Origin of the sequence: Roseiflexus sp. RS-1 (assembly GCF_000016665.1) — a bacterium.
Taxonomy (GTDB): domain Bacteria; phylum Chloroflexota; class Chloroflexia; order Chloroflexales; family Roseiflexaceae; genus Roseiflexus.
This window is the reverse complement of record NC_009523.1, coordinates 4,507,220-4,533,035: the sequence shown is the minus strand read 5'-3', so window position 1 is coordinate 4,533,035 and position 25,816 is coordinate 4,507,220. Positions and strand designations below refer to the sequence as shown.

19 protein-coding genes are annotated in these 25,816 nt (G+C 59.2%); 15 read left to right on the top strand and 4 right to left on the bottom strand.

What is annotated here, in order from left to right; genetic code table 11:
* Positions 1–3 precede the first annotated feature (3 nt).
* The 14 genes from ROSERS_RS18685 to ROSERS_RS18620 all read left to right on the top strand — a co-directional run bounded on the left by ROSERS_RS18685 (position 4) and on the right by ROSERS_RS18620 (position 19,781).
* Positions 4–1,914 (top strand): mannosyltransferase family protein, encoded by a 1,911-nt coding sequence (locus tag ROSERS_RS18685; protein ID WP_011958323.1) that lies wholly within the window; start codon positions 4–6, stop codon positions 1,912–1,914.
* A 10-nt stretch (positions 1,915–1,924) separates the two neighbouring features.
* Positions 1,925–3,922, top strand: coding sequence for a serine/threonine-protein kinase (locus ROSERS_RS18680; protein ID WP_011958322.1), 1,998 nt, complete (start codon positions 1,925–1,927; stop codon positions 3,920–3,922).
* 21 nt (positions 3,923–3,943) lie between these two features.
* Entirely contained in the window at positions 3,944–4,258 is a 315-nt protein-coding gene (locus tag ROSERS_RS18675; protein ID WP_011958321.1) for an MGMT family protein, read from the top strand.
* A 73-nt stretch (positions 4,259–4,331) separates the two neighbouring features.
* Positions 4,332–5,339 (top strand): LacI family DNA-binding transcriptional regulator, encoded by a 1,008-nt coding sequence (locus ROSERS_RS18670; RefSeq protein WP_011958320.1) that lies wholly within the window; start codon positions 4,332–4,334, stop codon positions 5,337–5,339.
* Positions 5,340–5,490: 151 nt separating this feature from the next.
* Entirely contained in the window at positions 5,491–6,759 is a 1,269-nt protein-coding gene (locus ROSERS_RS18665; protein WP_011958319.1) for an outer membrane protein assembly factor BamB family protein, read from the top strand.
* 64 nt (positions 6,760–6,823) lie between these two features.
* Positions 6,824–7,831, top strand: coding sequence for a carbohydrate ABC transporter permease (locus ROSERS_RS18660; RefSeq protein ID WP_011958318.1), 1,008 nt, complete (start codon positions 6,824–6,826; stop codon positions 7,829–7,831).
* Positions 7,832–7,870: 39 nt separating this feature from the next.
* Positions 7,871–8,779 (top strand): carbohydrate ABC transporter permease, encoded by a 909-nt coding sequence (locus ROSERS_RS18655; RefSeq protein WP_011958317.1) that lies wholly within the window; start codon positions 7,871–7,873, stop codon positions 8,777–8,779.
* A gap of 302 nt (positions 8,780–9,081) precedes the next feature.
* The gene (locus ROSERS_RS18650) at positions 9,082–10,548 is read left to right on the top strand and encodes an ABC transporter substrate-binding protein (RefSeq protein ID WP_011958316.1); all 1,467 of its coding nucleotides are present in this window, start codon (positions 9,082–9,084) and stop codon (positions 10,546–10,548) included.
* Between the two features lie 147 nt (positions 10,549–10,695).
* Positions 10,696–13,203: a fused MFS/spermidine synthase gene (locus ROSERS_RS18645; protein ID WP_011958315.1), complete on the top strand. Its 2,508-nt coding sequence runs from the start codon at positions 10,696–10,698 to the stop codon at positions 13,201–13,203.
* Between the two features lie 275 nt (positions 13,204–13,478).
* Positions 13,479–14,519: a Gfo/Idh/MocA family protein gene (locus tag ROSERS_RS18640; RefSeq protein WP_011958314.1), complete on the top strand. Its 1,041-nt coding sequence runs from the start codon at positions 13,479–13,481 to the stop codon at positions 14,517–14,519.
* 72 nt (positions 14,520–14,591) lie between these two features.
* Entirely contained in the window at positions 14,592–16,451 is a 1,860-nt protein-coding gene (locus ROSERS_RS18635) for a glycoside hydrolase family 20 zincin-like fold domain-containing protein (protein ID WP_011958313.1), read from the top strand.
* A complete protein-coding gene (locus tag ROSERS_RS18630; protein ID WP_011958312.1) occupies positions 16,448–17,701 on the top strand; it encodes a Gfo/Idh/MocA family protein in 1,254 nt (417 codons plus the stop codon). The genes ROSERS_RS18635 and ROSERS_RS18630 overlap by 4 nt, the downstream gene beginning before the upstream one ends.
* 50 nt (positions 17,702–17,751) lie before the next feature.
* Entirely contained in the window at positions 17,752–19,098 is a 1,347-nt protein-coding gene (locus ROSERS_RS18625; protein ID WP_011958311.1) for a GH1 family beta-glucosidase, read from the top strand.
* Between the two features lie 419 nt (positions 19,099–19,517).
* The gene (locus ROSERS_RS18620) at positions 19,518–19,781 is read left to right on the top strand and encodes a hypothetical protein (RefSeq protein ID WP_011958310.1); all 264 of its coding nucleotides are present in this window, start codon (positions 19,518–19,520) and stop codon (positions 19,779–19,781) included.
* 94 nt (positions 19,782–19,875) lie between these two features.
* Here the strand turns inward: ROSERS_RS18620 and ROSERS_RS18615 are convergent, their stop codons facing one another.
* The 4 genes from ROSERS_RS18615 to ROSERS_RS18600 form a co-directional block, all read right to left on the bottom strand.
* A complete protein-coding gene (locus tag ROSERS_RS18615; protein ID WP_011958309.1) occupies positions 19,876–20,262 on the bottom strand; it encodes a response regulator in 387 nt (128 codons plus the stop codon).
* Between the two features lie 13 nt (positions 20,263–20,275).
* A complete protein-coding gene (locus tag ROSERS_RS18610) occupies positions 20,276–22,009 on the bottom strand; it encodes a sensor histidine kinase (protein ID WP_011958308.1) in 1,734 nt (577 codons plus the stop codon).
* On the bottom strand, positions 22,006–23,136 hold the full coding sequence (locus ROSERS_RS18605; RefSeq protein WP_011958307.1) for a PstS family phosphate ABC transporter substrate-binding protein: 1,131 nt from the start codon (positions 23,134–23,136) through the stop codon (positions 22,006–22,008). The genes ROSERS_RS18610 and ROSERS_RS18605 overlap by 4 nt, the downstream gene beginning before the upstream one ends.
* Before the next feature lie 291 nt (positions 23,137–23,427).
* Positions 23,428–24,438 carry a sodium:calcium antiporter gene (locus tag ROSERS_RS18600; protein WP_011958306.1) on the bottom strand — a complete coding sequence of 337 codons (1,011 nt, stop codon included), beginning with the start codon at positions 24,436–24,438 and terminating at the stop codon, positions 23,428–23,430.
* 486 nt (positions 24,439–24,924) lie between these two features.
* Between ROSERS_RS18600 and ROSERS_RS18595 the strand changes: the two genes are divergently transcribed.
* Positions 24,925–25,608 (top strand): response regulator transcription factor, encoded by a 684-nt coding sequence (locus ROSERS_RS18595; RefSeq protein WP_011958305.1) that lies wholly within the window; start codon positions 24,925–24,927, stop codon positions 25,606–25,608.
* The last annotated feature ends 208 nt before the right edge of the window (positions 25,609–25,816 follow it).

The following is a 25,816-nucleotide window of genomic DNA, read 5'->3' as shown; positions in this document are numbered from 1 at the left end:
CCTATGCAAACAATCGCTCCTGCGGTGCTGGATCAACAACGCAGCCAGAACACGGTCTTCACCAGAGGATCGCTGGTCGTCGCGATTGCAACGCTGGCGATCATAATCCTGATCCATACAGTTCCCATGCGTGTTGCATACGATGTCGGGAGTCAACCGGCGCCGATCTCGCGTCTCTTCGACGCCGAACGGAGCGCGTCGATGTCGTATGCCTACTCGCAGGGGGAGTCACTGATCCTTGAACCCATGATCGGTATTGGTTCATATGAGGTTCGTGTGCGCATGGGTGGTCCAGGGGTCCGCGACCCGCTTCCCACGACGATCATAGTTGGCGGAGAAGATATCGCGATTGGCGAAGTCGGTGTGATGCGTGTCTATCGCTTCCTCGCGCCCACTGATGCGCGTGGAGCGCTGGCGGTAATCGTGAGGAGCACGACGATACAACCGCCTGGGGATACCCGGCGTTTGGGAGTGCTGTTCGATGATCTGGAGATCCGCTCGACCGGATGGACGCTCCCCTCCATGCTGACGCTGATCGTGGCGGTCGTTGCGTTCGGCAGCGGCTGGATGACGATTGCCCTGCTCAGCGATAGAAAAGCCTGGAGTGTCGCACTTCTGGCGCCTGTATCCATTCTGACTGGCGGCATTGCCTGGCTGTTGCGCAGTCAGAACGAATCGCTGGAACTCTGGCTTCTCGCCGGAATGACAATGACGGCATTTGGTGCACTTGTGGTTCGTCCGCCATCCTGGCTGGTGCGCCGGACGCTGCTCGCAGCGGCGCTGCTGGTCGGGGTATGGCGTGTGGCACTCTGGATCGTCGCATGGGCCGCCCTGCATACGAGCGAGCGGCTGTTCCCGCTGGCGCAACATATCGTCAGTTCAACCGATGGCAAGGTTCGCGCACCTGTAACCTTCATGCAGGTCGTCAGCACCACCTGGTCGCACTGGGACTCGCGGCTGTACCTGAGCATCGTTACGCCTGGGTATCAGCATCCGCCAGAAGAGCACGCAAATATGGCATTTCTGCCGTTCTATCCCCTACTCATCCGTGCTCTTCTGCCATTAACCGGAGGAGATGCCGTTCTTGCAGGGATGATCGTTGCGCACTGCGCGCTGATCGCTGCCGTTCTGCTGTTTGCCGACGTGGTTGCACGCGATTTTGGAGCGCAGGTCGCCTATCGTGCAGTTGCAACGCTGTTGTGCTTTCCCACGTCTTTCTTTCTGGGAGCAGTGTACGCCGAGTCGGTGGCGCTGGCATTGCTGGCGCTTGCATTGTGGGGATTGCGTCGCCAGCGCTGGATGCTGGCGGGTATCGCCGGTTTCTTCCTGAGTCTGACCCGTCTGCCGGGCGTACTGATCGCACCGGTTCTGGCGCTGGCGGTGCTGGAGCATGCCGGGTGGCGACTGCTGCCGCTGACACGGGCGTATCTGGCGCCACTGCTTCCGGCGCTGGGGATCGGTCTGTTCATGGCATATCAGTGGCAACAGTTCGGATCACCACTGATTTTCCTGCAAACTCAACGCGACATCTGGGATCAGCAATTGAGTCCGCCGTGGGTACAATTGTTCATAATGATCGACACGATTGCAACCGGCTCGACACACTGGAGCGGTCACTGGCCCACACGCGCCTTTCAACTGGCGGTCTGGCTGTCGTTCGCCGGACTCGCCGCAGTCGCGCTGCGCCGTCTGCCGCTGGCATACAGTCTGACAGCAGTGATGATGCTTTTGCCCGCCTATCTGACGAATGTATCGCATTCACTCCCGCGCTACGTGCTGCTGGCGCTCCCGGCGTTTCTGATGATGGCGCTGCTCATCGAACGGCGCCCGGCGCTGCTGGCGACGATACCGGCGGCGCTCGTCCTGCTGGGGTGGACGACGGCGCTCTTTGTCAATGGTTTTCTTGTTGGTTGACAGGAGATCTATGCGCCTCGAAGACATGGTGGGGCAGACGATCGGTCGCTACCACGTTCTTGCGTTGCTCGGTCAGGGCGGGATGGCCGCAGTCTACCGCGCGCGTGATACGGTGCTGCAACGCGATGTGGCGCTCAAAGTGCTCTATCCGCAGTTTCTCAGCGACGCCACCCTGGTCGAACGCTTCCGGCGCGAAGCGGTGCTTGCAGCGCGTCTCGACCATCCCGGCATTGTACCGATCTACGACATTGGCGAGACTGATGGGACAGCGTTCATTGCGATGCGCCTGCTCGACGGTCCTTCGCTCGCCGATGTGCTGCGCGTGCGTCAGCGTCTGACCATCGATGAAACGATAGCGCTGCTCGATCAGCTTGCCGCAGCACTCGACTATGCGCACGCGAATGGCGTCATCCACCGCGATATCAAACCGGCGAACATCATTCTGGAGGGGCTGGGAACGCTGTGGAACCGGAGCAATCCCGATCTGCTGGAACAGGTGCGACTGACCGTTCCGACCATGCGGGCGATCCTGACCGACTTCGGGATTGCAAAGGCGCTGGATGCGCCGGGGACGACTACCACCGGCGTCCTGATCGGGACGCCGGAGTACATGGCGCCGGAACAGATCCGCGGCGATGTGCGCATTGACGGGCGCGCTGATGTGTACGCGCTGGGAGTGCTGACATTTCGCTGCCTCACCGGGCGCAGTCCATTCGAGGGAACGACCCAGGAAGTGCTGCTTGGGCATCTCGAAGGCGCCATCGTTGATCCGTCGGCGCTCGACCCAACCATTCCGCAACCGATCGGCGCTGCCATCCGCCTGGCGCTGGCGCGCCGACCGGCGGATCGCTACCGCACCGCCGGGGAATTCGTCCGTGCACTGCGCTCGGCAGCCCGGATGGAAGCGCCGCTGCGCCCGATTGCCAGCACACCACGACCGGCGCCGGACATGGTGCGTGTCGCTGCTGATGCACCTACCGGCATCGGCGACGTGCGCCCGCCTTCGGCACGGCACGAAGCGCCACTGCCGCCGCCACCACCAACGACCGGCGCTGCTGTTCCACCGCGTCGTCCACTGCATCCCGCATTGATCGCACTCCTGGCGCTCGGTGCATTGATCCTTGGCGGCGGCGGAGCGGTCCTGGCGGGGAGATTGCTGTTCGCTCCGACGCCGACGTCCACAGCGTTGCTGGTGATCGACACAGCCACGCCAACGCCAACGTTCACCACAACACCGACAGCAACACCAACGCCAACCGCGCTTCCAAGCCCGACACCGGCGCCGACCGAAACGCCAACCGCGACGCCATCGCCCACCGCCACCGCCACACCGGTTCCGCCGACGCCAACGCCGCGCCCGACGAACACACCATCCGCAACACCCACTTCAGCGCCGACTGAGACGCCGACTGCGACACCATCGCCATCGCCATCGATCACGCCAACGCCGTCATCGACACCGACGGCAACGAATACTGCCACGCCAACTGCGACACTCACGCCAACTCCCTGCCCGATTGCGCCCATCCGCGGGTTCGGCGAGGTGTGGAACAAGAACCCAACTGTAGCGCGCCGTCTCGGTTGCCCGACCGACATCGAGCGCGGCGGCAGCAACACATTGATCGAGCAACGCTTCGAGAGCGGCAGCATGATCTCGTTCCTCCCAATTGGCGACATTTATGTGCTGATCGGCTTCACCCGCGGCGAGTGGCAACGCTTCCCGTACCCGGCGCCGCCGCCGCCCGACACACCGGCGACTCCCACACCTCCGGCGGGGTTGCAAACACCGGTGGACATTTTTGGAACCGTCTGGGCGACCAATCCGGGCGTGCGCCAGAACCTCGGCTTTGCGCTCCGCCCGCAGAGCGCGACAATCGAGGGGGCGTATCAACCGTTCACCGGAGGAGTGATGATCTACAGCAGTGAAGGACTGGGGCGCGGGAAAACAATCTATGTTCTGTACGATGATGGCACCTTCGAGCGCTACGACGACACGTTTACCCCATAACCAGGCGAAGAGAGGCGATGCATGGCCGGTTATTACGATGATGTCTACGCAATCGTCTGCCGTATTCCGCCGGGTCGGGTTTCGACATATGGGCGCATTGCGGCAATGACCGCAGTGCCGCGCGGCGCACGTGGCGTCGGATGGGCGTTGCACGCGCTTGGTCCGGCGCAGGCGCGCCACGTACCCTGGTGGCGCGTGATCAACGCAGCAGGACGGATCAGCAACGAGTATTACGCCGACCTGCAACGGGCGCTCCTGGAAGCCGAAGGAGTTGTGTTCAACGAACACGGCTACGTCGATCTGCACAGGTACCTGTGGGACGGAAAACTCTCTTGACAATGACGTACATTATGGTATAGTGTGACCGATCACAAAGCATACTGAAACGTTCCGTGCGCAGGGTGAGATTATGCGGCGAAGCACCATCCGCGAAGTGGCATTACGTGCTGGCGTGTCGTATCAAACCGTCTCGCGCGTGATCAACAACAGCCCCGACGTGGCGGAGGCAACACGCGAACACGTCCTGCGGGTGATCGCCGAACTCGACTACCACCCCAATGCGCAGGCAGTCAGCCTCTCCCGCAACCGCACCGACATCGTCGGCATTATTGTCGATACAGTGACATCCACCTTTTTTGCACAAACTATCGATGGCGTGGCGAAAGCGCTCCGTCGTCGCGGTCGTTTTATGTTGCTGGCGACTGTCGAAGATGCCACCCAATTCGATGTCATCGACACATTGCAGCGGAGTCGGCGCATCGATGGGTTGATCATCGTGCTGCCGCTGGCGAACAGCCTGAGTCTGAGCCGCCTGACACCGAGCCGCGTCCCCATCGTGCATGTCGATCTGCAGTACGATATGGATGTCTACGGCATTACGGTGGATAACTATCACGGCGCCTATCTGGCAACCGAACATCTGATCAGCCTGGGGCATCGCCGTATCGGCATCATTACCGGACGCAGCGATATACCGGTCGGGCAACTCCGACTCGATGGCTACACAGCAGCATTACGCGACTATGGCATACCGTTCAACCAGGCGCTGGCAGCGCGCGGCGATTTCAGTTTTGCCAGCGGCATTGCAGGCGCGGAGCAATTGCTTGCGCTCGATCCACGCCCAACAGCCATTTTTGCCTGCAATGATTTGATGGCAATCGGGACGCTGCATGTCGCCGCACGCAACGGATTACGCATCCCGGCGGATCTGTCGGTCATCGGGTTCGACGACACCCCCGAAGCGGCGCTGGCGTGTCCGCCCCTGACAACAATGCGACAACCGCTGCACGCGATGGGTGAAATGGCTGCCGATCTGGTCTGCCGTCTGATCGATGGTGAACAACCGGAACACATGCGCACGACAGTCAAGACCGAACTGATCGTTCGTTCATCAACCGGGCGCGTTCCAAACGATTGACATGTACTGGTTGCCGGTTCTATAATGCCCGAACCGGCGCCGCAAGGAGCGAGTAGACGTACAGCGCGGTACATCATCGCTACATGCGCGGTTCCTGCACCCTTCTCCGCACATTCGATGATCGCCGCCTGCTATCACGACGGAGCATGGCATGAGCGCCACCGGGCAACGCAGCGTGTGGATGGTCGCCGTTATCGCTCTCCTCGGAGCGATTGGCTATGTGGCATTGCGCCCGCCGTCGCAACCTTCCCCTGCGTCCACGCCATATGCTCCAACCGCCGTATCGAATGTGAACGTCCCCGTGGTTCCTGATAATCCTTTCGCTCCCTCCAATCCTGCACGCATCACCCCTGACGGAGCAGGTGATTGGGCGATGGAAGGGTTGAACCCGGCACGCACCCGCGCCGTTGAAACACCCATCGCGCCACCGCTCGATCAGCAACGAGTGGTCGTCGCCGCCTCGTTTGAAGAGGGAGTCTCCCCGCCAGTCATTGCCCGTGGCTTGATACTGCTGGAGACGAAAGACGCCCTGAGCGCCATCGATCTGCGCACCGGGCGACAACGCTGGGCGTACCGGCAGAAAGGCGCCTATATCTCGCCCGCCGTCGCTGGCGATACGGTGTACTTTCGCGCGGAACAGGCAAATCAGGGGCAACTGGTAGCGCTGGAGTTGAGCAGCGGTCGGCAGCGCTGGACATTCACCCCCAAACGATTGAGTTCTTCCACCAATAATTATTTCGGTGGACACCTGACGTCACCGGTCGTCGTCGATGGCGTCGTATACGTTGGCGCTGGCAAAGAACTCTATGCGCTGGATGCGGTAACCGGCAAAGTACGCTGGGAGTTCAGCGCGCAGGATTTCGTCACCTCATCGGCTGCCGTAGCTGACGGGCGCGTATTCGTCTCCGATTTTTCCTATTTCTACGCGATTGATCAACACACTGGCGCTCTGATCTGGTCTTACCCGGCATACTCCGCTGTCTATTTCTCGTCGGTGGCGACGGGCGATATGGTGTTGATCAGCAGTGGTCAGAGCATGATTGCGCTCGATGCAGGTGATGGCGCAAAACGCTGGGAGAAGAATATTCCTGGCAAGGCGCTCATCCCGGCTGGTGCACAGGGCGACATCGTATTTGTCAAAACGACGAATGAACTGTTTGCGCTGGATCGCTCCAACGGACGGGAGTTATGGTCGTTCCGGGATGTCAACTATGTCTCTCTCCCTGCGCTGACACAGCAGTACGTCTTTGTTGTCAACGGCATGGGCGCCAGCGCAACCGTTGAGGCAATTGACATCGCTACCGGCGCCAGCGTCTGGTCGCAGCCGGTGCCACGACTGGCGACGACGGCGCCGGTCATTGCGGGGCGCGCGATCTATGTGCGCACCACCGATGGCAGAGTCATCGAACTGCTGAGTTGATCGGACATCAGGAACGCCCAAAACACAATGGTGTGATGGTGCACAAGAACAGAGGGGGTGCAGTATGGCGGTGCAAACGGCGCAAGTTCCAGCCCGGCACAAACGAAAGCCAGCATTGTTTGGCTTGATCCCGGCTGGAAAAATCGAGCGGCGTGAAGCGCTCTGGTTCTGGATCTTCATTTCTCCATGGGTCATCGGGTTTCTGGCGTTTACCTTCTACCCGATTGTTATGTCCGCCTACTACAGCATGACGGTGTTCAATGTGGCAAGTCCGCCGGTCTGGGTAGGCTTCGACAATTACATCAATCTGTTCAATGATCGGGTGTACTGGAAATCGCTCCAGGTCACCAGTTACTACACGTTGTTGAGTGTGCCGCTGGGCATCTTCTTCGGCTTGATGCTGGCAGTGCTGCTCAATCAACGTGTCCCGGCGCTCGGCGTCTTCCGCACGCTCTACTACCTGCCCGCACTCCTGGGCGGCAGCGTCGCCGTTGCATTGCTCTTCTCCTGGTTGCTCAACCCGCAGTTTGGCGCTATCAACCTGATCATCCGCACTCTGGTCGGACCCAATGGTCTGATCCCGCTGGGCATCACCGGACCGCGCTGGTTGCAGGACCCGAACTGGGTCATTCCTTCATTCACGCTCATGTCGCTCTGGGGCTTCGGCGGCACCATGCTGATCTATCTCTCGGCGCTTCAAGGCGTGCCTACGGCGCTGTACGAAGCCGCTGAAATCGACGGCGCCAACCGCATTCAGCAGTTCTTCCACGTCACCGTTCCGATGATTTCGCCGGTCATTCTGTTTACGTTCATTACCGGCGTTATCGGCGCAATGCAGCAGTTTACCGCAGCATATGTCATTTCGGGCGGTATGAACCTCGGTGCGCCCGCCTATTCGTCGATGTTCTACAACCTGTATCTCTTCTTGAATGCGTTCCGTCGCTATCGAATGGGGCTGGCATCGGCGCAGGCGTGGATCTTGCTGATCGTCATCCTGTTGCTGACGCTGGCGATGTTCTGGGCGTCGCGCCGCTATGTTCACTATGAGTCGGACGAAGAAGGAGCGATCTGACCGGGCTGCACGGTCGTGAATGAACAGGAGGAATGAGCGATGGCAACACAAACGACATCACCCAACGTGCGCCCGGCAACTCCGCTGATCCGGCGCGGTCTCTGGGCGAGCAAGCGACGACGCGAACAGTTCATTACGTTCCTTTCAACGACCATTGTGGCGCTGGGGTTGATCGTTATTCTGTTCCCGCTGGTGTGGATGTTTTCCACATCGTTGAAAACCCGCGCGGAAGTGGCGAAATTCCCGCCGGTCTGGATCCCGGCGATTCCGCAGTGGGATAATTATCGCGCGGCTCTGACCGGCGAAAACCGTTTCGATATCTACTTCAAGAACACGATGATCTACGCTGGCGGCGCAGCGCTCGGCGAGACACTGTCGTGCGCGCTGGTGGCGTATGGCTTTGCGCGCCTGCGCGCTCCGGGCAAGAATGCGCTGTTTGTGCTTGTGCTTGCGACAATGATGTTGCCCTTCTGGGTGACGTTGATTCCACAGTACATCATTTTTGCCCGCCTGGGATGGATCGACACCTATCTTCCCCTCCTCGTGCCAAAATTCTTCGGCAGCGCCTATCTGATCTTCCTGCTCCGCCAGTTCTACAAGACGCTGCCGAAAGATTATGAGGAAGCCGCACTGATCGATGGCGCCGGATACTTTGGCATCTGGTGGCGCATTATCGTGCCGCTGTCGCTCCCGGCGGTCGGCGCGGTTGCGATTATGAGTTTTATGTTTCACTACCAGGATTTCATGGGTCCGCTGCTCTATATCAATTCGCAGTACAACTATCCGGTGTCGATTGGCTTGCAGCAGTTCCGTGCACCGTTTGGCGGCACTGCGTTCCATCTGTTGATGGCGGCGTCGCTGGTAACGTTGATCCCGCCGATGGTGCTTTTCTTCCTGGCGCAACGCTACTTCATTCAGGGCATTGTGGTGACCGGTGTGAAGGGGTAAACCGAACTCATCCGCAACGTGGAATGCTTTCCTCGCTGCCACGTCTGCACTGCTGGCAGCGCTGAGTGAGATGTGACCTGGCGGGGTGAACTGTCGGACTGTGTCCTTGCGGCAGGGGATCTGGAGTCCGTGCGCCCTCCAGAGGCGCTCGTTCCGAGGCGACGCGCACCACGACGTGCGCTTCCTGTCTGGATGCAGAGACACCCGGCTTCACTCCCGTCCCATATCCTGGAAAGGAGGTGACGCAGAACCAGAGACTCTTTCGCACGGCATACCCTTGCAACGATGAAGGAGACGCAACTATGAGACTGAGACAATACCCCTGGATTCTCTTGCTCGGTGCGTTGATGCTGGTGCTGGCTGCCTGTGGCGGACAACAGACAGCTTCACCGACCGCCGCGCCGGGGCAGGCGCCAACCACTGCGCCAGTTACCGACCTGCCGACTCCCACGCCGGTTCTTGAGTTTGCGCAGCAACCTCAACCCGGTCAGAAGGTGCTGGTATGGATGGTGCGCATCAACGCCACCGAGAACCGCTGGGAGCGCGATGTCGTCCTTCCTGCCTACCAGCAGGTCGCCCCGGATGTATTCGTAAAGGTGCTCAATATCAACCAGGACGATATTGCGGTCAAGCGTGAGGCAATGATCGCCGCGAAGGAGCCGCTGCACGTCTGGTCGTCCAACTGGGGCGGTGATGGCTTCGCCAGCGACCGTTTCCGCGGGCTGCTGGCAGATCTGACCCCCTTGATCGAACGTGATAAGTGGGACACCAGCGACTTCATTCCTGAAGTGTTCGCCATCTACAATGTCGAGGGCAAGCAGTACGGCATTCCGTTCCTCACGACTGGCAGTTATGTGTACTACAACATGAAACTGTTCGACGAGGCTGGCGTGCCCTATCCTCCGAGCGACTGGAACGACAAGTCGTGGACATGGGATGCGTTCCTCGAAACCGCCAAAAAACTGACAAAGAACCCGGATGATCCGAGCACGGCTGTGTATGGCGGCGTCAACGGGCTGTGGCCGCCATTCGATAGCATTCCCATGATCTGGGGGAAGGATCCGTTCACGAAGGAAGCGCTGGAGAGCGGGTTCTCCGATCCGATCAAACTCGATGAACAGACAGCGGCAGCCTTCCAGGCAATCCACGACCTGGTCTACGTCCATAAGGTCGCTCCCGACCAGGCAGCTTCCCAGGCGCTTGATCAACTTGGCGGCGCGTTCCTCTCCGGTCGCGTGGCCATGTTCATGACCGGCGGTTGGGGACACTGGAACTACAAGGAAATTATCGATGATCCGAATGGGTTCTGCTGGGGCGCAGCGCCAATTCCCTGGGGCTCCCCTGATGCGAACATCCGCGCAACGATCTTCACCGACCCATGGGTCATCACTGCTGGAATGGACGCTGAAAATACCGATCTTGCCTGGAACTTCGTGAAGTTCCTGGCGTCGGCGGAACAGCAGCGCGCCTACACGCTGGCAACCGGCACCCCGCCTGTGCGTCAGAGCCTGCTCAACGACTACTACAAGCAGTATGAGAAGTGTGTCCCGGCGGAAAAAACCAAAGAGTCCTTCCAGGGCGCCTTCTCTCACGGGCGCGAGTCATCGAACCACCTGCTGGTCAAGTTTGATGAACTCAGCCAGACGTGGGATAACCTGCTGAGTCCGTTCTGGAATGATCCAAATGCAAAGGCGACCGACCTCATGCCGATCCTTGAAGCGGATGTGAATGCCGCGTTGGAGCGCATCCGCAAAGAAGCAGGCAGGTAATTCGGATTGTGCGCCGGTGTGGGTTTGCCCGTTCCGGTGCGCAATAGCGCAGGAGGTCGGACAGGGCGCTTCGTGTGACGCCTGTGCGTTGCGCGAAGCGCCCTATTCACGGCGCAGACCTTCATTATGTTGTGTCAGGGGTGATATGTGAAGCAGGCGCAGCAGACAGGGCTGGTACTTGCTATCTTTTTTGTGAGTGGCGCGAGCGGTCTGATCTACGAAGTTGCCTGGTTCCGCCTGCTCAGCCTCAGTTTCGGCGTCAGCGTCTACGCCGCCAGTGCAGTGTTGACCGCGTTCATGGGCGGGCTGGCACTGGGGAGTTGGGTGTTTGGGAAGATCACAGCGCACTGGCAGCAGAACGATCCCTCTAAACGACGCTCGACTGCGGCATCACTTCTGCGTCTCTTTGCGCTGATCGAGATTGGTGTTGCGCTCTTCGCGTTCGCTACACCGCCTCTTTTCGCCGGATTGACCAGCCTCTATGTCTGGATCGCACGTGAGGCGCGTCCTGACCCATTTGTTTACAACGCTGTGCGTACCGCACTGGCAACACTGGCGCTTGTGCCGCCAACCTTTCTGATGGGCGGCACATTGCCGGTGCTGGCGCATCTCCTGGCGGCGCAAGAACAGGATCGCGGTCAACGGCTCGGTCTGCTCTATGCCATCAATACGTTCGGCGGCGTGCTGGGCGCCCTTACCGCCGGTCTGCTCCTGATCCCATCACTTGGCGTGAACGGGTCGCTCTACCTTGGCGGTGCGCTGGATCTGGCGATTGCCGGTCTATCGTTCTGGCTGGCGCGTCACTGGCAGACGGAACGTGATGTTCCTGCACCGGTAGCGCCTCCCGCTCCATCGCAACCTGCGCCGCAGTCGCGTCGGACGACGCGCACGGCGTCGGCGCGTGCATCGGGAGGGCGAACCATCGTGACGACGAATATCAGCATGCGCCTTGCACATAATGGCGCCGTTCCTGGACTTCAGATTCAATCTGCTGTGAATCGCTCCGCCTCCATCCTGAAACCGACGCAACTGGCACTGATCGGGTATGCGCTGTCTGGATTCGCAGCGCTCGGTTACCAGGTGGTGTGGACGCGCACCCTGGCAATTTTCAGTCTGAATGCGGTGTATTCGTTCACCATCATGCTGGTGACGTTCCTGATCGGTCTGGCGGCAGGCAGCGCCTGGATGGGGCGCAGGATCGATCGCCATCCGCAACCGCTCGCGCTCTTTGGCTGGTTGCAGATCGGGATCGGGATGTGCGCCGTGATTGCGCTCTATGCCTTTGCGCGTATGCCGACCCTGCTGGATATGTTCACTGCCCGCACCAGTTTCCTTGCCAGTTTGTGGGCGGAATTCTTCGCTGCCGCCGTGATCATGATTGTCCCGACTATCCTCATGGGTGCGGTCTTTCCGGTTGTAGCGCGACTGTATACCGCACCCTCTCCAACGGACGCCTCCGTGGCGACTGTACCGGATCAGAAAGGAGTGGGGTCACGCATCGGACGGCTCTATGCGCTCAATACGGTTGGCGCGACGCTTGGCGCATGTATGGCAGGCTTTGTCTTCATTCCGCTGATCGGGCTGCAACGCTCCTCTCTCCTGCTTGTGGCGCTTAACCTGATCATTGGCGCAGTGGCAGTGCTGATGGCTTCGCCAGCATCAGGGGAACGGCTGCGTCTGGCGGGGGTGGCAGGGGCGACGATGCTGGCAGTGGCATTGCTACCCCCTGGCGTCTACCTGGGTTTCCGCGAAGGTGTCATCCCGGAACTGGTGTACTACCGTGAAGGGGTGGATGCGACCGTTGCGGTATTCAAGGTTAAGTATCCGCCGCTCAAAATGTCGTTCGTCAATGGGCGCAGCGAGGTGCCAACCGACAAACATAGTATGCGTGCGTTCCATCTGCTTGGGCATCTGCCAGCGCTGATCCGACCAGACGCGCACAATGCGCTGATGATCAGTTTTGGCAATGGAATCGCTTCTGGCGCAATGGCAACCCATCCGATCCCGCGCATCCATGCGGTTGAACTGGTCGCCGAACAGGTCGAGGCAGCACGTCTCTATGAAGTCGAAAATCGTGGAGTGCTGGATCGCTCTGGCTTCCAGATCACCATCGAAGATGGGCGCAATTACCTGCTCCGCAGCACAGAACGCTACGACATCATCACTGCTGACGCCACTCATCCGATCAACAGCAGCAGTTGGGCGTTGTTCACTCAAGAGTTCTACACGATGGTTCGAGATCATCTTGCCGATAATGGTGTGTTTATCCAGTGGTTGCCGTTTCACGATCTGTCGGAGCGCGATTACCGCGATATTATTCATACCTTCCAGAGCGTTTTTCCACATACGACGCTCTGGTACACCGGCGCCACGCATAGTTTTCTGGTCGCCACACCCTATCCGTTAACGCGCGATCAGATCCTGGCGCTCGATGCACAACTACGGGGATCGGCAGCCGGTGCGGATCTCGGCGACAGCCGGTTGCTGGCAGCAGACCTGATTATGCACGCGGATGAGGTTGCCGCATTCGCTGCACATGGACGGATCGTGCACGACGACCGCGCGTTCTTCATTCCGGCAATGGACCGTGATCGCATTCTTGCGGCGCTGGAACCGTATGCACGGGCGGCTGCACGCGAAGCAGGGGGATCGTAGCGGAGCGCAGGCACTCCCGTACTACGATGGGTCCTTCGCTGCTTGCATGGGCGCGGGGACACAGGATGATGGAGATTGAGAATTTAATCCGGTATACCGGACTAGCCGTGGGGCTAAAGCCCTCGGCCAGGCAAGGCGAAGCCCGCCTGCGCGGGCTATACCGGATTATTTATTCAAAGACCATCATCCTGTGCTACACTCCCCGCGTGAGAGGCGGCGTTCTCACGGCGTGACAGCAGATAGAGACAGGCTTGCAACGGAAGGAGCACCATTCCATGGCGGACAAAGTGCGGGTCGGCGTATTGGGGTTGACGCACGACCACGTGTGGAAGGAACTGCGCGATCTGGCAACCTGCGACGCAGGTGTGCTGGTTGCCGCAGCAGACCCCAACCCCGCCCTGCGGGAACACATCCGATCATTCGGATGCGAGCAGGTCTTCGATGACTACAGCGATATGCTGGACGCAGTTGAACTCGACGCAGTATATGTGTTCAGCGATAACCTGCGCGGCGCGGAGTTGACCGAAATGGCTGCGGCGCGCGGTTTGCACGTCATGGTCGAAAAGCCAATGGCGGCGACCTATGCCGACGCGGTGCGGATGCGTGGCGCTGCATACACCGCAGGAGTGCAGTTGATGATCAACTGGCCCATCATGTGGTGGCCCACGGTGCAGCACGCCCTGAACCTGATCGCAGCCGGGCGCATCGGTTCGGTCTGGCAGGTCAACTATCGCGCGGCGCACGCCGGACCGCGCGAACTCGGCTGTTCGCCCTTCTTCTGCGAATGGCTGTACGACCCACGGCGCAACGGCGCTGGCGCGTTGATGGATTACTGCTGCTACGGCGCGGCGCTGACCTGTGCGCTTCTGGGGTTGCCTTCCCGCGTTACAGCGCTGACGGGACGCCTGTGGAAGCCCGACCTGCTGGCGGAAGACAACGCTGTGATCGTCATGCAGCATGCGCGCGCCATCAGCACTGCTACCGCATCGTGGACGCAGATCGGCGATATGACCAGTTATGAGCCGATGATCTACGGCAGCGAAGGAACTATTCATATTCGTGAACATGGCAGGGAACTGTGGCTTGCCGATCGTGAACACCGCGACGGCATTCGTCTCGACGTTCCTGAGCCGCCAGTCGGGATGCGTAACAGCGCTGAGTATTTTCTCGGGCATATTCGCTCCGGCGAACCGATCACCGGACTGTGTAGCGCCGAGGTTGGCGTGATGGCGCAGGAGGTGCTGGAGGCTGCTATCATCTCAGCCGCTGAGGGACGTGTCGTATCGTTGCCGCTACCGATGACACTGATCGCCTGACATCCCGTATGCCTCGCTCCACCAACCCGATGGATTGAGGAGCGAGGCGCAATATCCACAGGAGCCTCGTGCATGGATCATCTCTCGCTTCTCCCGATGCCGCAGTCGCTGACGTTCTTGCCGGGCGCCTATGTTGCCAGTTCGGCGCGCCGCATCCTGTTGCAGGGAACAGCGCCGGGAGCGCTCCTCTTCGCAGCGCGGCGTTTGCAGAGCGCATTACGCGCCCACGCTGGCGTCGAGTGGGAACTGACCGCCACACCCGAAGGACCGCCGGGCGAAATCGGCGCCACGCTGCGGGTGATCGCTGATAGCGCCAGCCATCCGCAGGGGTACGTGCTTACGATCAAGGACGGCGGCATCATTATCGAAGCGTCAGCCCCCGCTGGCATCTTCTATGGCGTCTGCACGCTGATCCAGATCGTCGAGCAGACCGGTCGCACCCTTCCCTGCCTGCACATCAGCGACTATCCCGATTTTGCCGCACGCGGAGTGATGATCGATATCAGCCGCGATAAAGTCCCAACAATGGAAACCCTGTTCATGCTGGTCGATATGCTGGCAGGGTGGAAGATCAACCAGGTGCAACTCTACACCGAGCATACCTTCGCGTATCGCAATCACCCCGATGTGTGGGCGCGCGCATCGCCGATGACCGGCGAGGAAATCCTGACGCTCGATGCGTACTGCAAAGAACGCCATATCGACCTGGTTCCCAACCAGAACTCGTTTGGGCATATGCACCGCTGGTTGATCCATCCGCGCTATGCCGCGCTCGCCGAGACCCACGACGCATTCCAGGCGCCCTGGGGAGTGATGCAGGGACCGTTCAGCCTGGCGCCGGACGATCCCGGCAGCCTGGAACTGGTGCGCAGCCTGTATGATGAACTGCTGCCGCACTTTTCGAGCCGGTTGTTCAACGTCGGCTGCGATGAGACGGTCGATCTTGGACAGGGACGCAGTAAAGACATCTGTGCACAGCGTGGCGTCGGTCGGGTCTACCTCGATTTTCTGCTCAAACTCTACGATGCTGTGAAGCAGCACGGGCGCACGATGATGTTCTGGGGCGATATTGTCAACAATCACCCGGAATTGATCGGCGAACTGCCACGCGATGTAATTGCGCTCGAATGGGGATATGAAGCCGATCACCCCTTTGATCGCAATTGCGCGCGCTATGCCGAAGCAGGGATCCCCTTCTATGTCTGCCCCGGCACGTCGTCGTGGCAAAGCATCGCCGGGCGCACCGACAATGCGCTGGGCAATCTGCACAATGCAGCCGAGCACGGGTTGAAGCACGGCGCTATCGGCTATCTGATCACCGATTGGGGCGACATGGGGCACTGGCAGGCGCTGCCGATCAGTTTTCCGGGATTCGCGGTCGGCGCGGCGTTTGCCTGGGCATACGCTGCAAACCGCACCATCAATGTTCCGGCAGCGGTCAGCCGCCATGCGTTCACCGACCCGACTGGCGCGATGGGACAGGTTGCATACGACCTGGGGAATGTGTATCGCGCCGTCGGCTACGAGCCGCCCAACTCGTCGGTGCTGTTCTGGGTGTTGCAGGCGCCGGACACCGATGCGCGCAACCTGCCGCCGCTCGACTTCGACCGCGCGCTCGATGCGATCGATGCTGCAATCCAGCCGATTGCCACAGAACGCATGACGCGCGCCGATGCCCCGCTCATCCTGCAAGAGTTCGATAACACGGTGCGATTACTGCGCCACGCCTGCCGTCTGGGACAGTTGCTGGTTCAACCCGATGGACCCGGCGCGTTGCCGCGGCGCCGGTTGCTGAACAACGACATGCGCGAGATCATTCGCGAGTACGAACGTCTCTGGCTGGCGCGCAACCGCCTCGGCGGGCTGTCCGACAGCGTCGCCCGGTTGGAGCGTGTGCGCGCCCGCTATACTTCTCAGGAGCAGCACGCATGATCCGTATCGGTATCGTTGGTTGCGGTCGCATTTTGAATGCCCATCTGCAAGGGTACCTGCAACTCCGTCGGTTGGGGATCGACACCTTTCGCATCACGGCGCTCTGCGCGCGCAAGGTTGACGATGCGCTCATGTTCCGCAAACGCGGCGAAGGACCGCCGCCCCGTGCGCCGGTGCTCGACCCATCCACGGGTGATCCGCTTGCCGCACCGCACACTTATGTCTCCGACATCCACGATGATGTCGAAGTCGCTATCTACACCGACTACCGCGACCTGATCGCTTCGGGCAGGGTGGATGCCATCAACGACCTGACGACGCTGGCGATGCACCATCAGGTGGGGCTTGCCGCCATCGACGCCGGGTTGCACCTGTTGACGCAGAAGCCGCTGGCGATCTCGGTTCGCGCTGCGAAGCGCATGGTGGCTGCCGCCAGAGCGCGCGGGATCACATTCGGCGTCTTCGAGAATGTGCGTCAGGCGCGCAGCGTGCGCGCCATGGCGTGGGCTGTGCGGCAGGGGTTGATCGGAGAACCGCAGATCTCGGTCATGGGGTTCCTCGGCGGTCTCTGGTCGCCGGATCGTGTCGTTGCCGAAACGCCGTGGCGTCACCAGAAATTGCTCGGCGGCGGGGGTGGCAGTATTGATATCGGTGTGCACCAGATGCACGTCCAGCGCTATGTCATCGGTGAGATCGCCGCCATCAGCGCCGTTGCGCGCACGTTCGCACCGGTGCGTTATCTGCGCGATACGCAGGGCAATGTCGTTGATCAGGTGCAGGCGGATGTTGATGACACCTATATGGCAACGCTCCAGTTCGAGCGCGGCGCCATCGGGCAGTTGTGGTGGAGTTGGGCCGGGTCGCCAGAAGAACTGACAATCAGTGGCGCACCGGCGATTATCGGCAGCCACGGGGTTATCCGCGATGGACAGATTATCACGGCAAACGGCGAGCGCCTGCCGCTGGAAGACACCTTTGAACAGCAGATGACGCCATCCGAACGCGAGCAGTTCTTTCCACTCGGACTGACCGACCCGTGCGCCATCCAGAACCTCGACTGGCTGCGCGCCATTGAGCGCGGCGCAGACCCGGAGACCAGCGGCGCGGAAGGACTGCGCGACCTGGCATGCGCCTTCGCCATCCTCGAATCGTCGGTTCTGGGGCGTGCTGTGACACTGCACGAGGCGCTCGATGGTGCGGTCGATACCTATCAGCGCGACATCGACGAGTATTATGGACTTCTTCCCTGACAGCGCGCCGTCTGGAGGTGTAACGCTTCAGACCCGCAAAGGAACGCATCATGACAACGCGACGCTTTCCGCAAGGATTTCTGTGGGGTTCTGCGACGGCTGCTTTTCAGATCGAAGGCGCGACACGTGAAGATGGACGCGGCGAATCGATCTGGGATCGGTTCTGCGCAACGCCGGGCAAAGTGCTCAATGGCGACACCGGCGATCCGGCATGCGACCATTACCACCGCTGGCGCGACGACATCACCCTGATGAAGTCGCTCGGCTTGCAGGCGTACCGCTTTTCAATCGCCTGGCCCCGCATCATTCCCCAGGGCAGGGGGCAGGTCAATCCCGCCGGTCTCGATTTTTACGATCGCCTTGTTGATGGTTTGCTGGACGCTGGCATTCGTCCATTTGTGACACTGTACCACTGGGATCTGCCGCAGGCGCTCGAAGACGCTGGCGGATGGCCCGCACGCGACACCGCTTCTGCATTCGCCGACTACGCCGATGTCGTCGTGCGCCGCCTGGGGGATCGCGTCAAACACTGGATCACGCTCAACGAACCGTGGTGCTCCGCGTTTCTCGGATACTGGACCGGCGATCACGCGCCGGGGGTCAGGGAAGGACCGGTACTCGCAGCAGCGCATCATCTGCTGCTGGGGCACGGACTGGCACTCGCCGCTCTTCGTGCTGCATATCCCGACGTTCAGGCAGGCATCACCCTCAACTTCTCACCCGCCGACCCGGCGAGCGATAGCGACGCGGATCGCGCAGCCGCATGGCGGTACGACGGCTTCTTCAACCGCTGGTACCTCGACCCGCTCTATCGGGGTACGTACCCTGAAGATATGCTGCAACTTTACGCCCGTCTGGGGCAAACGCCACCGGTGCAACCGGACGATATGCGGATTATCGCAGTGCCGATGGACTTTCTGGGGGTGAACTACTACTCACGCGCCGTCATTCGTGACGACCCGCAGGCTGGCGGTCTCCGGTACGCCCATGAACGACCCGAAGGCGAGTACACCCACATGGACTGGGAAGTCCACCCCGACTCGCTGCGCCGTCTGCTCGAACGACTCCATGCGGAATACGCCCCCGGCGTTCTGTACATCACCGAAAACGGCGCCGCATACCCCGATGAAATCGCCCCCGACGGCGGTGTTCACGACCCGGATCGCATCCGCTACATTGCACGCCATCTCGTCGCCTGTCACGACGCGATCACCGCCGGGGTCCCGCTGCGCGGATACTTCGTCTGGTCGTTGATGGACAACTTCGAGTGGGCATTCGGGTACAGCCGCAGGTTCGGCATTATCTACGTCGATTACGCAACGCAGCGCCGTATTTTGAAGGACTCGGCGCTATTCATGCGCCAGGTGATCGCTGCGAATGCCGTCGAGGAAGGGTGACGGTAAACCACAGACGCCCGGCGACACGACGAGAAGGTGCGCCATCAAGTGCTAAACCGGAATGCGTTTTGTCTTATGCTTTGGGCGTATTATTGATTCGCATCAGGATACATTCCTCTCTCCTTGAGCGTGTACCGGTTCATCGTGCGAGGTTTAGTGGTATACTGGACACTAAACCATACAATGTGCGCAGGTGTATATGAGCCGCAGCGAAGTCCAGACTCGCCATGAATTGATCGATCCTAAACTGCTTCGATGTTCCGGCGGTACGCCAGGACAGCGGCTCTAAAGCCTTGCTGCACCTGTCCTTATCGCTGGAGCAGTTGATCCAGGAGACCAAAACCAGATTGCTGACGCTATGAACGGCAGTCCGGGTCGCAGACCCCCTGCAAGCACATAGGATACGAGGAGAGGTCAAGATGGAGGCAATCAGACGCGAGGAAGTGATTGTCAAGGATGGACAGATCCATCTCACCGGTTTACCTTACAGGCGCGGCGATAGGGTTGAAATCATCGTCCTGCCCCAGGCTGACAAGACTAGAACGCACATCCGTCTCACCGTGCGTCAGTTGCGTCAATCCGGGCTGATCGGCCTGTGGAGAGACCGGAGTGACATTGAAGATAGCAGCGCCTATGCCCGGCGCTTACGCGAGCAGGCTCAACAACGCGGGGAGGTCCAATGATCTTGCTGGATACCGACGTGATGATTGACCTCCTGCGCCAGTATCCTCCTGCGGTGACGTGGTTTGACACTCTGGATGAGGATGCAGCGCTATCTTATGAAACCTGCCCGTCACGACCATTCTGCAGGAGCGCGGTCACTTTTCCGACCAGCATCTCGAAATCGATCGGCTTTGCCACATAATCGACGCATCCTGCGTCGATTGCACGCTGAATCTCGTGCGGAGTCACATGACCCGTGACCGCCAGCACCGGCACGTGGCGCAATTCATCGAGCGCCTTGATCCGGGATGTCGCTTCCCAGCCATCCATCACCGGCATCGACAGATCCATCAGAATAATATCGGGGCGATGAGCCAGCGCCATCTGAATTGCTTCCTCGCCATTCGCGGCGCTGACCGTCCGATACCCGATCAGTTGCAGCATCCGACACAAAATATCGCGATTCTCGAGAAAGTCATCCGCGACCAGCACAGTAGCCATGTATTCCTCCACACTACGCGCTTATTGACGTGGTCGTATGCAACGATGACGTCGTAGTGATCCGGTATTCATCAGGGATGCCATAGTGCGCACTGTGCGCAAAATCGAGGCGCACATCAGCCGTGTGCGCTGCATCGATGCATGCCGGCAGACGCACGGTAAAGACCGATCCTCTCCCAACTTCACTCGTCACACGAATATCTCCGCCAAGCAACCGACATAACTGCCGGCTCAGCGCCAACCCCAGACCGGTACCGCCATAATTGCGCGATCTGTTCTGGTGAACCTGATAAAACGGCTGAAAGAGATGCGCCATCTGTTCCGGCGCAATGCCGATTCCGGTATCGGCAACACTGAATTGCACCCAATCGCCATCCGGGTGGCGCTCACGTTCCACGGTCAGTGTGACCGTTCCTTCTTCGGTGAATTTGACTGCATTGCTCAGCAGGTTGAAGAGAATCTGACGCACTTTGCCAGCGTCGGACTGCATCATACCGGCATCCGGCGGACAAACGAGGTTCAGCGTATTCTTTCGATTGCGCGCCAGCGGATCGATGATCCCGATCACTTCACGGGCAACCGTATCCACACTGAAGGGGTTGATCTCGACATTCATCTTCCCCTGCTCGATCTTGGAGAAATCCAGAATGTTGCTGATAATCGTCAGCAAGTGCTTCCCGGCTGAGCGGATGCGTTCTAGATCGGGAAGCATCTCAGATCGACCGCGCATGTGAGCTTCAAGATGCAATAATTGCACATACCCCAGGATGGCGTTGAGCGGTGTGCGCAGTTCGTGGCTCATGGTTGCCAGGAACATACTTTTCGCGTGACTGGCCGCCTCTGCCGCCGCCTGCGCGCGATGTGCCGCTTCTTCCGCCTGCTTCCGCTGTACCAGATCGTCCATCAGTTTGCGCTGCGCCTCCAGGCTCGCCGAAAGTTCGGCGTTGCGCTCCTCCAGCAGAACGCGCTGCTGACGCAAACTGGCAACCATCAGGTTGAAGTTGTTCGCCAGCAAGACCAGTTCGTCACTGCCGCGCAGTGCCACCCGTTGATCCAGGTCTCCCTGCGCAACCGCAACGGTCGCATCGCGCAAGGTGCGAATGCGGCGCGCAATGTTGCCCGAAAGGGTCAACCCGATCACGGCAGAAACCACCAGCGTCAGGAAGGTCTCACTGACGATTACGAAACGCGACGTGGCATATGCCGTTTCGACGCTGACGCGCGCCGCCTCAGCACGCGCCTGACTCTGTTCCCGCACCTTCTGAATATTGGTTTGCAGGCTGCCGTACAACGGCGACAGGCGACCGAATGAGGGATGGACATTACCGGTGTTACTGTTACGGTTCGCGGGAATAAACTGGGTATGCGTCAGATGCACATACCGCTCCCAATCCTTTTGCACCTGCTCAAACACCGCACGTTCCGTCTGATCCGGCTGGTAACTGGCGTTGTACCGCCGAAACATATCGTCCATGCGCTGTTCAAGGTCCAGCAACTCTTTTTCGATCCGCTGCTTGTCAGCTGGAGCGGCATTGAGGATATACTCCATCTGGCGCGTGCGATAATTCAGGATAATGTCGTTCATCGCGTTGACCAGATCGATCGACAGGATTGTCTGATTAACGACGAAATCCGCTTTCTGGTTCATAGTGCTCATCTGATGCAGAGCAAAACTTCCCAGAACCAGCATCAGGAGCAGGTCGACGCCCAGAGCCGCCAGAAGCTTGGTACGAATCGATAGTTTCACTTGTCCTCCAGCATCAGCAATGTTTCAATCGAAACGCCTACCTGAATTCCTTCGCTAAAGACCGAACCGGTTGTTCGTTTGGCGACTCGCTGCCCAACCAGTTCATAGACGCGTGGCGGTAATGGAATATACCGCGCCGCTTGAACCAGATCGGCGGCATTTTCGAGATAAAACGTCACAAACGCCTCCACTTCCGGTCGGTCGAGCCGATCATTGCGTACATAAATAAAGAGCGGGCGCGCAAGCGGAGTGTATGTTCCATTTGTAATTGTTTCAATGGAGGGCGAGACGCATCCATTTCCTGCATCAATAGCGACGACGCCTACTTTGTCGGTATACTCCTGATAGTAGGCAAAACCTACATACGCGATACCGTTCTTTTCCTCGATCACCCGTTGCATCAGAATATAGTCGTCCTCACTGCCAATATAGTCGTTGCGGCTGGCGTCTTCTTTGCCAACAATCGCAGCAGTAAAATAATCGTGCGTACCGGAGTCGATGCCGGGTGCGTAGAGTTTGAACGGTTGATCGGGCCACTCCGCGCGTATCTGCTTCCAGGTGACAACCTTCCCTTCCGAATCCGGCGCCCACATCTGCTTCAGTTCATCGACGGTCATACACTGCACCCACCGATTTTCCGGATTGACAATCACCGAGATACCGTCGAACGCTACCGGTATCTCGACAAACTCGATGCCGTTGGCACGACAGATCTCGCTTTCGTCCGGCTTGATCGGTCGTGATGCATCCGAAATGTCGGTGATGCCGGCGCAGAACTTTTTGAACCCGCCTCCCGTACCGCTGACCCCCAATTGAATGCGTACATTGGGTGCAATTTCGGCAAACTGCTGCATAGCAAGTTCGGTAATCGGATAGACCGTGCTCGAACCGTCGATCACGATATCACCACTAAGATCGGGACGCACTGTCGGTTTGGCAACAGGCGTGCTTGTTGGTTGCACAACCACAACAGACGGCGTGACATCCACGACAGACGGTGTGACGTCTGGCGTCGAGGCTGGCACAGGGGACGGCGAACCGACTGAAGGGGGAGAAGCAACGCCAGCACATGCTGAAGCAAGCAGAGTGATGACGACCACACTGCCGCGAAGAAGCCTGATAAACACAATCCCCTCCTGCAACGCTGGATACGAACGCGCGACGGTCAAATTTTTGCGCCGGGATATGGTCAGGCGAACCGGAAGAGACAGTCCCCGAAAGGGTTTGCATCGCTATGCACAGCGCTGTGCGATTGGTGACATAGAGGGCATGTGCCCGATAATGTAATGTATCAGATTTGTATTAATTCCAGGTATCACTGATATTAAGAACTGGTTTAAGAACGTTCGATGGTACGACAGCCCATCATACCGTATCTGCGAACCCGACACGACCATTCACGACGATCAGTGCCAGCATCATGCGCTTCCCATCAGATAGAGCGCTGCGCTCGCCAGGGCATAGACGACCACGATGCCCAGCGCATCCCAGGCGATGAACAGGCGCTTGCTCCCACTCCGATAGGTCAACCCAACCACGGCAATTGCTGTCATCACCATCGCCCCAAGCACAGCCACGATATGCGATAGTTCGACCGACGCCAGCAGCGGTCCTGGCGTGTAGAACAGATCATCGAGCGCCAGAATGCCGACATTGAACAGATTGCTGCCAAAGATATTGCCCACTGCCATATCGATGGCGCCGATGCGCAGCGCCGCAATCGAAACAACCACCTCGGGCAGCGATGTCGAAAGCGCCACAAAGATCGTTCCGAAAAACGTCTGCCCCAGACCCGTCGTCTCCGCCAGCGTTTCAGCCAGGCCGGGCAGATAGAGCGCCGCACCGACGATCAGCACCGCGTTGAGCGCAAACAAGCCATAAACGCGCACAGGCGATGGATGACGCACTTCCGCTTCGGTGGCCATCTCGGCAACAAACTCTTCGACAAGACGACGCTGTTCGTAGGTAAAGATGATGCGCATTGCCAGCAGGTAGATTCCCACGAAGAACACGCTCGACACGCTCACCCATCCGATCACGGGAAGCATCTCGTCCAGGATGAGGCTCAGACTGACCAGCCCCAGCAAGAGGATGCCAAAGGAAGCGGACAGCACCTGCCCCTGATGCACCCGTGCCGAAATTGGCGCAGGACTGTGCAGTGCATCGAGCATGGCGATGATCAACAGGTTGAACATGCAACTCCCGGCGATATCCCCCATGGCAATATCCGGCACACGGAAGATTGCGGTTGAACTGAACCCCGTGATCAGTTCCGGCAGCGACGTGACCGACGCCAGCAGCACGACGCCGATCCAGGTGCGCCCCAGACCGGTCATATCGGCGATAACATCGCCATACCGCGAGAGTTGTGTTCCAGCAACCAGGATCACTGCCGCACACAGAATGAAGAGGGACCACGTCAGCAGCATTGCGAAGCCTCTCCGTACTCAAAATGCGCATTTGGACGTTCCATGCGCTCGATGCGCTATTGTACCAGGAGTGGCATGCTCGACTGCATCGTGCGCTGGCTGAGAACCAGGAACCAGGAACCAGGAACCAGGAACCGAGAACCGAGAACCAGGAACTGAGAACCAGGAACTGAGAACTGACTTCTCCCAGACGGATGACGAACAACGAGCATGGTATTGCACAAAAAGATGAGATAAGATTCCAATCAAATTTGAGAACACAAAAACGTGAGACAAAAACACAAAAGAAGTCAGCAATACGATCCTGTACCGTATCGGGAGTGCTGCACCGATAAGCCCTGAACGCAACATGTCGAGCGATATGAGCAGAAGATGAGCAGCATACCATAGACGCTACCGAACCAGATATGGTAAAAACGCGGTTGTACATCGTGCGCACGATATTCACGCTATTCGCGCTACACGTTCAGGAGGAGTTCTGGCTCTATGCCTCACATTCATCTGGTGGATAGCGACAGCACATCATTAGCCGTCACTGCTGCACTTTTTGAGCGCGCGCACTACCACGTCAGTTCTTCAAGCGGCGGTCGCGATGCGCTGCGCGCCGTCTTCGGCGGTATGCCTGATATGGTGATCCTCGAGGCAGAACTGAACGACTACGACGGGTTCGAGGTGTTGCGCCGCATTCGACGCAGCCTGGATACGCCGGTCGTCTTCTACAGTCATCGGGCGCGCGCCGAAGACCGCATCATGGGGTTGCGCCTCGGCGCCGATGATTATATCGCCAAGTACACCCCTTCATCCGAATTCATCGCCCGCGTCGGCGCTGTGCTGCGCCGCTGCCAGCAGGCTCGTCGCCCACCCATGGAGCGATTGAGTTGCGGTGGATGGGTCCTTGATCCGGCAGGACAGATCTGCGTGGCATCTGACCGCCCGGCGGTCGAATTGACCCCGCGCGAGGTGCACCTGCTATCGTTCTTGATGAAACGTAGCGGGCAGGTCTGCACAACCAGCCAGATCATCCAGCATATCTGGGGCTATACGACCCGTCAGTCGCGCAGCATTGTTGCGACCTCGGTCTGGCGGCTGCGCGCCAAACTCGAACGCGACGCCGATCAACCACGACATATTCTGACCGTGCGCAACATCGGGTATACGTTCGTTCCCTGAGACGGCACGAAGGGGGATAGGGTTTCAGGACGTTCCCTCCTGTCCCCTCTTCGGATAATTTCAGGTCACGTCTCGCTGACCTCGCGGAAGTATTGACGACGCTTCGAATGGTCGTCGCAGGACATCCCTCTGCCCCAACTGCCGGAACAACCTGATGGTTTTTGAAGAAATAATAATGCTCAATCTCCATTGAGACGTTGCTGCACAA

What these genes read in the sequence shown, in the direction of transcription:
- ROSERS_RS18685 (WP_011958323.1), top strand. Translation starts at nt 4, where the DNA reads ATGCAAACAATCGCTCCTGCGGTGCTGGATCAACAACGCAGCCAGAAC.
- ROSERS_RS18680 (WP_011958322.1), top strand. Translation starts at nt 1,925, where the DNA reads ATGCGCCTCGAAGACATGGTGGGGCAGACGATCGGTCGCTACCACGTT.
- ROSERS_RS18675 (WP_011958321.1), top strand. Translation starts at nt 3,944, where the DNA reads ATGGCCGGTTATTACGATGATGTCTACGCAATCGTCTGCCGTATTCCG.
- ROSERS_RS18670 (WP_011958320.1), top strand. Translation starts at nt 4,332, where the DNA reads ATGCGGCGAAGCACCATCCGCGAAGTGGCATTACGTGCTGGCGTGTCG.
- ROSERS_RS18665 (WP_011958319.1), top strand. Translation starts at nt 5,491, where the DNA reads ATGAGCGCCACCGGGCAACGCAGCGTGTGGATGGTCGCCGTTATCGCT.
- ROSERS_RS18660 (WP_011958318.1), top strand. Translation starts at nt 6,824, where the DNA reads ATGGCGGTGCAAACGGCGCAAGTTCCAGCCCGGCACAAACGAAAGCCA.
- ROSERS_RS18655 (WP_011958317.1), top strand. Translation starts at nt 7,871, where the DNA reads ATGGCAACACAAACGACATCACCCAACGTGCGCCCGGCAACTCCGCTG.
- ROSERS_RS18650 (WP_011958316.1), top strand. Translation starts at nt 9,082, where the DNA reads ATGAGACTGAGACAATACCCCTGGATTCTCTTGCTCGGTGCGTTGATG.
- ROSERS_RS18640 (WP_011958314.1), top strand. Translation starts at nt 13,479, where the DNA reads ATGGCGGACAAAGTGCGGGTCGGCGTATTGGGGTTGACGCACGACCAC.
- ROSERS_RS18635 (WP_011958313.1), top strand. Translation starts at nt 14,592, where the DNA reads ATGGATCATCTCTCGCTTCTCCCGATGCCGCAGTCGCTGACGTTCTTG.
- ROSERS_RS18630 (WP_011958312.1), top strand. Translation starts at nt 16,448, where the DNA reads ATGATCCGTATCGGTATCGTTGGTTGCGGTCGCATTTTGAATGCCCAT.
- ROSERS_RS18625 (WP_011958311.1), top strand. Translation starts at nt 17,752, where the DNA reads ATGACAACGCGACGCTTTCCGCAAGGATTTCTGTGGGGTTCTGCGACG.
- ROSERS_RS18620 (WP_011958310.1), top strand. Translation starts at nt 19,518, where the DNA reads ATGGAGGCAATCAGACGCGAGGAAGTGATTGTCAAGGATGGACAGATC.
- ROSERS_RS18615 (WP_011958309.1), bottom strand. Translation starts at nt 20,262, where the DNA reads ATGGCTACTGTGCTGGTCGCGGATGACTTTCTCGAGAATCGCGATATT.
- ROSERS_RS18600 (WP_011958306.1), bottom strand. Translation starts at nt 24,438, where the DNA reads ATGCTGCTGACGTGGTCCCTCTTCATTCTGTGTGCGGCAGTGATCCTG.
- ROSERS_RS18595 (WP_011958305.1), top strand. Translation starts at nt 24,925, where the DNA reads ATGCCTCACATTCATCTGGTGGATAGCGACAGCACATCATTAGCCGTC.